The sequence below is a fragment of the Betaproteobacteria bacterium genome, from assembly GCA_009377585.1.
GTDB lineage: Bacteria > Pseudomonadota > Gammaproteobacteria > Burkholderiales > WYBJ01 > WYBJ01.
In genome coordinates, this window is sequence record WHTS01000191.1 from 553 (window position 1) to 7,556 (window position 7,004).

Sequence of the window (7,004 nt, forward strand, 5' to 3'; positions counted from 1 at the left end):
ATTGAGGGATGCAAAGCACGGAGGATACCTCGCTGAACTCGCGCCAGAGCTTGCGCCACGAGTCGCCGCCGTCGTCGCTGCGATAGAGATAGCCGTAGCGGCTGGCGGCAAAGACAGTGTTCGGCGCCTGCACCGGAATGCTCACCGTCCATACCGCCGAATTGGGCTGCACCGGCAGGCCGACGTTCGCCCAGGTGGCGCCCGCGTCCTTGGAGCGCATCACCGTGCCGACCCGCCCCGGCGTCGCATCGCCGAGCGTCAGGAACAGCGTGCGTGGATCATCGGGCTTGACCGCGATGCCGCGCGGGTAGCGCCACGGGAAAACCTCGCGCGCGTGCGCGGCCTGCCAGGTCTTGCCGTCGTCGGTGCTGCGCCAGACATCATCGTTGACCAGGGCGAATACCACCTTGGGCGGTCCGGCGATCACGAGCACGTTGTGCACGTCCGGGTTCGGAATCTGGCCGTTGATCTTGGTCCAGGTCTCGCCGCCATCGGCGCTGTGGCGTACAGCCATGGCGGCAGCGTTTGCCTCAGGGGACTACTCCATGCGACAGATCGCCGATGCATTCGACGTGCACTATGCAACCGTCAGCGGAGCCGTCAGGGCACGAACTGGGTCTTCATCCTGGCCCAAGAAGTGACGCGAAAGGCGCTCGGGGTGCTGGAATACAAGACCTGACCCCCCATGCCCATGATTGGGGTGAGGCAATGGACACCCGATATCCATGCCATGAATTTCGTGCGCGCCGCAAGGGCTGCGGCGCGCGTTTCTCACGAGAAACCAGCCAATGGGCCGACGAACGCTCACTTCAGCTTGAGCACCGGCAACTTCATCTTCCTGGACATGTCGGTCCACTCCCGGATCTCGGCGTGCACGAATCTGGTGAACTCCTTGGGGGAAGTGGCGGTGGCGATCACGCCGTCGGCCGCCAGCCGCACAACCGTAGTCGGATCCTTCAGGACCTTGGCCACCGCGGCATACACCTTGTTTATGATATCGTCCCGCACGCCGGCGGGGGCAAGCATGCCGGTCCAGGCAGGCTTGTCGTAACCCGGCACGCCCGCTTCATGAATGGACGGCACGTCCGGCAGGGCCGGCGAGCGTTCCTTGGTGGTCACCGCAAGAGCACGCACCTTTCCCGATTCCCGCAAATGCTTGGACGACAGCATGCCCATGAACGCCGCATGCACCTCGCCGCCGGCGAGCGCGATCAGGACAGGGCCGCCTCCCCTGTACTGGACGGCCTTCATGTTGATCCTGGCCATGTACTTGAAGAGCTCAGTGGTCATATACAGATTACTGCCGACGCCGGCATTGCCGTAGTAGATCTCGCCCGGCCTATTGCGCGCGAGCGCGAGCAGATCCTTGAGGGTCTTCACCGGCATCGAAGTATGCACGCCGAGGATCAGCGGTTGCGTTATGAGCATCGAAATCGGCCTGAAGTCCTTGACGGCATCGTACGGCAGATCTTTGTACAGACCGGGCTGGAAGCTGAAGCTCGCAGATGTCACGAGCAATGTGTGACCGTCCGGTTCAGCCTCCGCCGCGAGCGAGACACCGATCGTTCCACCTGCTCCCGTGCGGTTGTCGATGACCACGGCAGCGGCACCGAGTTCTTTTTCGAGCTTGGGCTGGATCATCCGTGTCAGGATGTCCGTGCCACCACCGGGAGAAAACGGAACAATTATGCGAACCGGCTTGTTCGGAATCGGATACTGCGCAGCCGCAGACGGAACCGGCAGAGACACGATGGACGTGAACAGCAAAGCGGTAACGATGCGTAACATAGTTTCCCCCTCGCTCTGGTTGGTGATTGCGCCCCGGCGCCGCAACCGCGCCGCCAAGTAGCGCGAAGCACGTCCATATTTTGAACGCGCTGGTTGCAATCTAGACCAGTTCCGCCGGCATGGGAAGATGGACGCGCGGGCGCTGCCCCGCGCGGCACCGATTCGCGAGGCGCCGCGCTGATCGAGGACCGGGCGCCGCGTGTTGCGGCAACTTTCTGTTTTCAAGAGACTAACGACCAGAACCCGTACTTCGCCCGTCTGAAGGCCGGTGAAGTCGTTGCGGTGCCCGAAAGCGGACTCGCACCCGAGGATAAGCGCGGCTTCTGCGACCTGGACAACCGGGGCTTGCTCGTGTCGAGCAGCGGGACGTAAGCAGATCATCGTACTCGGGCGAGGCGCGCTGCCGGAAGCCGTGGTTGCGGTCGACGGTGACGCGCTCCATGCCGGTCTTGTGCAGGTCGGCATTGCGATGCGGGCACGGCGCGCCAGCGCCGCCGCGGTCGCAGGCACCGGACCGCTCGGATGTTCCGGACCACGGCCTGCCCGGGTGGTCCTCGCACATCCAGCCCGCGTCGTCGCACCATTCGCAGCGTGCGACCCGTAACGTTTCATGTCACGCTCGCCCCTCACTTGCAGTGCGCGCGTCGGCATGCAGGCCGATGCCGTTCGCCCGGCGCGGACCATGGTCCGCGAATTCCCGGCCTCACCCCCCAATCCCTCTCCCGGGGGAGAGGGGAGCGTCGCGTCCGTATTGGACTGTCGTCCAATACGGAACGATCAATAATGGAGGCAAACTCCTGACTCGCTGGTTAGACTTAAACCCGAACCGCGAGATCTACGCGGTTGCGTCGGGAACGCTATCGGTAACTCAGTGGCACGCAAACGCGTGATGGAGGAGCGAGCCTGGATCCATCATTGAGGGATGCAAAGCACGGAGGATACCTCGCTGAACTCGCGCCAGAGCTTGCGCCACGAGTCGCCGCCGTCGTCGCTGCGATAGAGATAGCCGTAGCGGCTGGCGGCAAAGACAGTGTTCGGCGCCTGCACCGGAATGCTCACCGTCCATACCGCCGAATTGGGCTGCACCGGCAGGCCGACGTTCGCCCAGGTGGCGCCCGCGTCCTTGGAGCGCATCACCGTGCCGACCCGCCCCGGCGTCGCATCGCCGAGCGTCAGGAACAGCGTGCGTGGATCATCGGGCTTGACCGCGATGCCGCGCGGGTAGCGCCACGGGAAAACCTCGCGCGCGTGCGCGGCCTGCCAGGTCTTGCCGTCGTCGGTGCTGCGCCAGACATCGTCGTTGACCAGGGTGAATACCGCCTTGGGCGGTCCGGCGATCACGAGCACGTTGTGCACGTCCGGGTTCGAAATCTGGCCGTTGATCTTGGTCCAGGTCTCGCCGCCATCGGCGCTGTGGCGCACGCCGTCGACCTCGAGCCCGACCCAGACGTGCCGGCTGTCCGTCGGATCGATCGCGATTCCCGTGGGCCGCGGGATGCCGACGTTCGGACATTCCTTGGCGATCTCCATGGGCCGATGCTGCCAGGTCTCGCCGCTGTCGGTGCTGCGGTAGATCCCCGGCGTGCTCGGCGTGCCGACGCCTGCGAACAGCACGCGCTCGTCCTTCGGATCGGCGGCCAGGCTCCATACCATGGAGCCGGACATCGGCGTATTCAGCAGCCGCCATTTCGTGCCCGCATCGTCGCTGCGATAGAGACCCATATCGGTGCCCGCATACACCGTTTCGGGACGGCGCGGCGCCGAAAGCAGGCTGCGCACGATGCCATCGGCGTGCATCCCGTTGCGCACGCTGATGCGCGTCCAGTTCTCGCCATCGTCGCCGCTCATCATGACGCCCTGGCCGACGGTGCCGACAAGGATCCGCGTCTTGCTTGCCATGGTCGATTCTCCCGATGACTGCCGTTTGATGACTGGACACCGCGTGGTTATGCTTGGGCAACCGAGCCGCGCGCCGCCCCTTCGTCGACGCAACAGATCCAGACTCTGCCGCGCTCATCATACGCCTGGAGAAACGATGCCAACGACCTTGTTGATGCTGCCGCCGCAAACGGCAGCCACGCGCGACTGGGCCGCACGGCTCGCCGAGGCCATGCCCGAGGTGACGGTCGTCGTCGCCGAAGACGCGCAGCAGGCCGAACACGCCGTCGCCGATGCAGATTGCGCGTTTGGCACGCTGCCGGCAGCCCTGCTCGCGAAAGCAAGCCGGCTGCGCTGGCTGCAGGCGCCGCACGCGGCCCCGCCCGCAGGCTATTACCACCCGGCGCTCATCGCGCACCCGGTGGTCGTCACGAATTTTCGCGAGATCTACAACGACCACATCGCGGCGCACATCATGGCCTACGTGCTGATGTTCGCGCGCGGGATGCAGATCTACTTTCCGCAGCAGCTTCGCCGCGAATGGCGTCCCGCGACGCCTCGCCATAGCGGCGTTCTGCACCTACCCGAAACGACGATGCTGATCGTCGGCGCGGGCGGCATCGGCGCGGAGACGGCGCGGCTCGCCGCAAGCTTCGGTATGACGGTGATCGGTACGGATGCACGCCGCGAATCGCCGCCCCCCGGCATGAAGGAACTGCATCCGCCCGATGCGCTGGACGAAGTCCTGCCGCGCGCGGACTTCGTCGTGCTGACCGTGCCGCACACGCCCGCGACGGAGGGATTCATGCACCGCGATCGCTTCCGGCGCATGAAGCCGAGCGCGTTTTTCATCAACATCGGCCGCGGCAAGACAACCCGGCTCGCCGATCTCGTCGCGGCGCTCGAGGCACGCGAAATCGCGGGGGCGGCCCTCGACGTCTACGAGCAGGAACCGCTGCCGCCGGAGCATCCGCTGTGGACGCTGCCGAACGTGATTCTCACGCCGCACACGGCAGGCTACGGGCCGTATCTCGACGAGCGCCGCTACGATGTGATCCTCGACAACTGCCGGCACTTCGTCGCGGGCCGGCCGCTGCGCAATATCGTCGACAAGGCCAACTGGTTCTGAGCCGAGATCAGAGATATTGAAACCGATCGCCCTCGCGATTTGCAACGCTGCGAGCGGCGACGTATTCGCGAACGCTCGGTCGTAACGCGACGATGGTGCGATCCGGTTGATCGCGCGTGGATTCCCAAGGAGACACATTCATGCTCACCGGGGTGTACTACTTTCCGACCGACTATGGCATCGACATCGCCGAGCTCGCCCGCGCGCTCGAAGACCGCGGCTACGAGTCGCTGTTCGTCTGCGAGCACACGCATATTCCGGTGAGCCGCAAGACGCCGTTCCCCGGCGGCGGGGAGCTGCCGAAGAAGTACAAGCACACGCACGATCCGTTCGTCGCGCTTTCCTTCGCCGCTGCGGCGACGCGCAAGCTCAAGCTCGGCACCGGCATCGCGCTCGTTGCGCAGCGCGACCCTATCGTCACCGCCAAGTCGGTCGCGAGCCTCGATCAGCTCTCCGACGGGCGTTTTGTCTTCGCGATCGGCGGCGGCTGGAACGTCGACGAGATGGAGAATCACGGTGCGCGCTACGAAACGCGCTTCAAGCTCTTGCGCGAGCGCGTGCTCGCGATGAAGGCGTTCTGGACGCAGGAGGAGGCAGCGTTCCATGGCGAGTTCGTCAACTTCGATCCGGCCTGGATGTACCCCAAGCCCAAGCAGCGCCCGCACCCGCCGGTGCTGATCGGCGGCGAATCGGAATACACGATCAAGCGCGTGGTCGAATTCGCAGACGGCTGGTTCCCGCGGCCGCGCAAGGGCTGGGAGCCGAAAAGCGCCGCGGCGCGTCTGAAGGCTGCGGCGCAAGCAGCCGGGCGCGACCCGGCCACGCTGCAGATCACGGTATTCGCCGCACCGCCCGATCGCGAGAAGCTCGTTCCCTATCGGGAGGCCGGCATTACGCGCGCGCTGTTCGAAGTGCCCGATGTAAGCCGCGACGAGATTCTGCGCATCCTCGACAAGAATGCGCCTTTGGTCGCGGAGCTCGCGGCGGGTTGTTGATCAAGGCTTACCGACGCCGGGCATCCGCGCTGCCAGGTTTACGCGAGCCCCAACTTCGGCAGCACCCGGGTCTGCCAGCGCTCGATCGTGCGCAGCATCGCCGCATGCGGCACGAGGCCGTTGAACGCCCAGAAGAAGATCCATTCGGCAGGCAGACGCTTGAGCGTCGCTTCGAGCCGCCGGCACACCGTATCTACGCTGCCCACGAGCGCATAGCCGAGATCGATCATCTCCTGCGGGCTCGGATATTCGCCGGTATCCGGATCGACCATGCCGCGGCGGAAGCCGAAGGGCTCGAACCATGCGGTCGCCATGAAGCGGCTCGAATTCTGCCAAAGCGCGTCCGCCTCTTCGTCGGAATCGGCGATGATGATGTCGCGCAGGAAAGCCACCCCATCGCCGAGACGCTTGGAAACAGCTGCATAGAGCTCGCTCAAGCGCGCTTCATGCTTGGCGTGCATGGGCGGCAGCACCGCGGTCACGCGCTGCTCCGCGCACCAGCGGATGCTGCTCTCCGACGACGCGAAGGGCTGGAAGAGCGGCGGATGCGGCTTCTGCAGCGGCTTGGGCACGACGCCCACCGACTTCACCAGACCGTTCTCTATGCCTTTGCCGTAGCGCTGCGATGCCTCCACCGTCCACGGCGTGCCCTCGACCGGAATGCGCCAGAGCTTGCCCTCCCAGGTGAGCATCTCTTCGGTCCAGCACTTCTTGATGATGCGGAAGTTCTCTTCGAACGCAGCACGATTCGCGGCATCGATCTGGTCGTGCTTGTTGGGCAGCGCGCCGTGGACGCCGTGCGTGTGCTGCGCCATGACGTCGACCCAGCGGCGCTGGTAGCCGCGCGCGAAACCCGCGTTCGCGCGGCCGCCCGTCATGTGGTCGAGCATTGCGATGTCTTCCGCGATGCGAATCGGATTGTCCGCGGGCAACACGATGCCGAGCTGGCCCACGCGGATGCGCTTGGTCTGCATGCCGATGTAGAGATCGAGCATCACCGGGTTATTCGAGAGCTCGATACCCTCGACATGGAAGTGGTGCTCGGTGAAATTGATCGAGTCGTAGCCGAGCGCATCGGCCAGACGCGCCTGCTCGCCCACCTCTTTCAGCATATTCCCGTAGAGATCGCCGCGCATTCCGGCCATCCCCGCCTCGATGTCGGCGCGGCTGCCGACCGAGGGCAGATAGAACAACGAGGTTTTCATTCGCACCTC

At 65.0% G+C, this 7,004-nt stretch carries 5 protein-coding genes; 2 read left to right on the plus strand and 3 right to left on the minus strand.

All coding sequences use genetic code 11. The annotated features are described in order from the left end of the window. Positions 1-804: 804 nt before the first annotated feature. Entirely contained in the window at positions 805-2,298 is a 1,494-nt protein-coding gene (locus GEV05_29715; GenBank protein MPZ47463.1) for a hypothetical protein, read from the minus strand. A 402-nt stretch (positions 2,299-2,700) separates the two neighbouring features. Continuing rightward, positions 2,701-3,687, minus strand: coding sequence for a hypothetical protein (locus GEV05_29720; protein ID MPZ47464.1), 987 nt, complete (start codon positions 3,685-3,687; stop codon positions 2,701-2,703). A gap of 136 nt (positions 3,688-3,823) precedes the next feature. On the opposite strand from GEV05_29720, the gene GEV05_29725 reads away from it, so the two are divergent. Then, the gene (locus tag GEV05_29725) at positions 3,824-4,795 is read left to right on the plus strand and encodes a D-2-hydroxyacid dehydrogenase (GenBank protein ID MPZ47465.1); all 972 of its coding nucleotides are present in this window, start codon (positions 3,824-3,826) and stop codon (positions 4,793-4,795) included. 140 nt (positions 4,796-4,935) lie between these two features. Then, positions 4,936-5,790 carry a TIGR03619 family F420-dependent LLM class oxidoreductase gene (locus GEV05_29730; protein MPZ47466.1) on the plus strand — a complete coding sequence of 285 codons (855 nt, stop codon included), beginning with the start codon at positions 4,936-4,938 and terminating at the stop codon, positions 5,788-5,790. 38 nt (positions 5,791-5,828) lie between these two features. On the opposite strand, the gene GEV05_29735 is transcribed toward GEV05_29730, so the two are convergent. Then, positions 5,829-6,995 carry an LLM class flavin-dependent oxidoreductase gene (locus GEV05_29735; protein MPZ47467.1) on the minus strand — a complete coding sequence of 389 codons (1,167 nt, stop codon included), beginning with the start codon at positions 6,993-6,995 and terminating at the stop codon, positions 5,829-5,831. Positions 6,996-7,004 lie beyond the last annotated feature (9 nt).

What these genes read in the sequence shown, in the direction of transcription:
- GEV05_29720 (MPZ47464.1), bottom strand. Translation starts at nt 3,687, where the DNA reads ATGGCAAGCAAGACGCGGATCCTTGTCGGCACCGTCGGCCAGGGCGTC.
- GEV05_29725 (MPZ47465.1), top strand. Translation starts at nt 3,824, where the DNA reads ATGCCAACGACCTTGTTGATGCTGCCGCCGCAAACGGCAGCCACGCGC.
- GEV05_29730 (MPZ47466.1), top strand. Translation starts at nt 4,936, where the DNA reads ATGCTCACCGGGGTGTACTACTTTCCGACCGACTATGGCATCGACATC.
- GEV05_29735 (MPZ47467.1), bottom strand. Translation starts at nt 6,995, where the DNA reads ATGAAAACCTCGTTGTTCTATCTGCCCTCGGTCGGCAGCCGCGCCGAC.